General features: G+C 70.2%; 3 protein-coding genes. 1 reads left to right on the top strand and 2 read right to left on the bottom strand.

Features of this window, described 5'->3' with window-relative positions; genetic code table 11:
• Nucleotides 1-156 precede the first annotated feature (156 nt).
• Together AB0G02_RS37335 and AB0G02_RS37330 are read right to left on the bottom strand one after the other, a co-directional pair.
• On the bottom strand, nucleotides 157-771 hold the full coding sequence (locus AB0G02_RS37335; protein ID WP_360804365.1) for a DUF6801 domain-containing protein: 615 nt from the start codon (nucleotides 769-771) through the stop codon (nucleotides 157-159).
• 245 nt (nucleotides 772-1,016) lie between these two features.
• A complete protein-coding gene (locus AB0G02_RS37330; RefSeq protein ID WP_360804362.1) occupies nucleotides 1,017-1,520 on the bottom strand; it encodes a MarR family transcriptional regulator in 504 nt (167 codons plus the stop codon).
• Between the two features lie 111 nt (nucleotides 1,521-1,631).
• On the opposite strand from AB0G02_RS37330, the gene AB0G02_RS37325 reads away from it, so the two are divergent.
• Nucleotides 1,632-1,974, top strand: a 343-nt coding sequence (locus AB0G02_RS37325) for an alcohol dehydrogenase catalytic domain-containing protein (protein ID WP_360804358.1), incomplete at its 3' end; no start/stop codon positions are given.

Here is a 1,974-nt window from a genome sequence, read left to right as displayed (position 1 = left end):
CGTGACCGTCAGGCGTCCCATTCCGTCATGGTCCCGGGTGCGGCCCGACATTGTTCCGGGCGAATACCCGCTCACCGACGTGCCACGTCACCGGCGGACGGTTTCTGCGTACCGACCGCCGGTGACGTGGAATGGGCGTGGTCGATTCCTGCGGGACTAAGCGGTGACGGTGAACTGGTAGAGCGTGGTGGCCTGGCCCGGCTTGAGCGTGCAGTTCAGCGTGAAGGTGCCCAGGCCGGTGGTCGAACCGTCGGACTTGCGCGGGGTGAGCGTGGTGGTGAAGTTGCCGACCGTGATGGTCGTCAGGCCCGCCTTGGTGAGCGTGATGGACGGCGCGCTGCCGGTCGCCACCGTGGTGAACGAGCCGGACGACGGCACGTTCGTCTTGGGCACGGTCAGGCTCGCCACCACGGCGCGCAGGGTGCCGGCGTTGTTCACGCTGGTGGTGGAGGTGGCGGTGCCCTCGACGGTCTTGGCCCCGACCAGCGCCAACCCGAGGGTCGCGTTGGCCGGCACGGTCGCCGTCGCGGTCACGTTCGTGGCCGGCAGCGGCTGGCCCACGACGGCCGACGCGGGCAGGTTCGAGGCGACGATCTGCACGCTCATGTCCTGCGCGCCGATCAGCGGGAACGGGCAGTTGTACACCAGCGTCAACGAGGCCGTCGCCGCCTGGCCCACGCCCGCCCCGCCGAGCACGACGGCACTCACGACGGCGGCGCTCACCGCGAGCGCGCCGATGAGCCGCCGTGAAATGGAATTGGTCGATAACATGGGGATCTCCTCGTCGAGATTGTCGGAAAAGGTGCTCGGCGGCGGTTCGAGCTCCTTGTCTACTCGCGAGTAAGGTACTGCTCGGGTTGTGCTCGGGCAAGCGCGGATGGGCCGTCGATTGCTTTTTCGACAACCCCTACAAAATGCGGACAAAGGTTTGTCGTCCGATGACAAAGAGTGGCCCGCCGCGCGGTTCACCCGCACGTTCGACGGACGTCCGGTGCGACCGCGCCCGCGTCGGGGGCTCAGGCTCCGCCCTTGCGGCGGCGCGGCGCGGCCGAGCGGGGTGGCGTCGAGCGCATGTGGTCCCGGACCGGGGCCAGCAGCCCGGCGAGGGTGGCCACGTCGTCCCGCGACAGCGGCTCGAACAGCAGACCGCCGACCACCTCGATGTGACCGGGCAGCACCCGCGCGAGCAGCGCCCGCCCGGCATCGGTGATGGTGACCGCGGTGCTCCGCTCGTCGTCCGGGGACGGGACGCGCGCGACCAGGCCCGCCTTCTCGAGCAGCCCGACCTGGTAGGTCAGGCCGCTGCGGCTGTAGACGACGCCGTCGGCCAGGTCGGTCATGCGGTGGCTGCCCGTCGGCGAGTCACCGAGCCTGGCCAGCAGCTGGAACTGCACGTAGCTGAGGTCGCCCTCCTCGCGCAGCTGCTGCTCGACCGCGTGCCGGAGCAGGCTGGTCACCTCGACCAGGGCGAAGTAGGCCCCGAGCTGTGCGGGGTCGAGGGACGGCGGTGACTCGGGCATGGCGGGAGTCTACTGCGACCGACGCCACTTGCTTCGAATTCGAAGCAGAGGTAGCGTAGCCGACAGATACTTCGAATTCGAAGCAAGTCGACCCCGAAGGCGGGAAGTCCGATGAAGGCAGTCCGTTTCCACGAGTACGGCACCCCCGACGTCCTGCGCTACGAGGACGTGGAGCAGCCGGTCCCCGGACCCGGTGAGGTCCGCGTCCGCGTCGCCGCCACGTCGTTCAACCCCGTCGACGGCAACATCCGCGCCGGCTTCATGCACGAGCCCATCCCGGTCGAGCTGCCGCACACCCCCGGTTTCGACGTCGCCGGCACGGTCGACGCGCTGGGGGAGGGGGTGGACGGCCTCGCGGTCGGTGACGACGTCATCGGCTTCCTGCCGATGGGCGCCGCCGGTGCCGCCGCGCAGTACGTCCTCGCGCCGGCCGGGGTCCTGGCGCCCGCGCCCC

Source organism: Actinosynnema sp. NPDC023658 (genome assembly GCF_040639995.1).
In the GTDB taxonomy this organism is placed as follows: Bacteria; Actinomycetota; Actinomycetes; order Mycobacteriales; family Pseudonocardiaceae; genus Actinosynnema.
The sequence above is the reverse complement of the archived record's forward strand: the minus strand, read 5'-3'. Positions and strand labels throughout refer to the sequence as shown.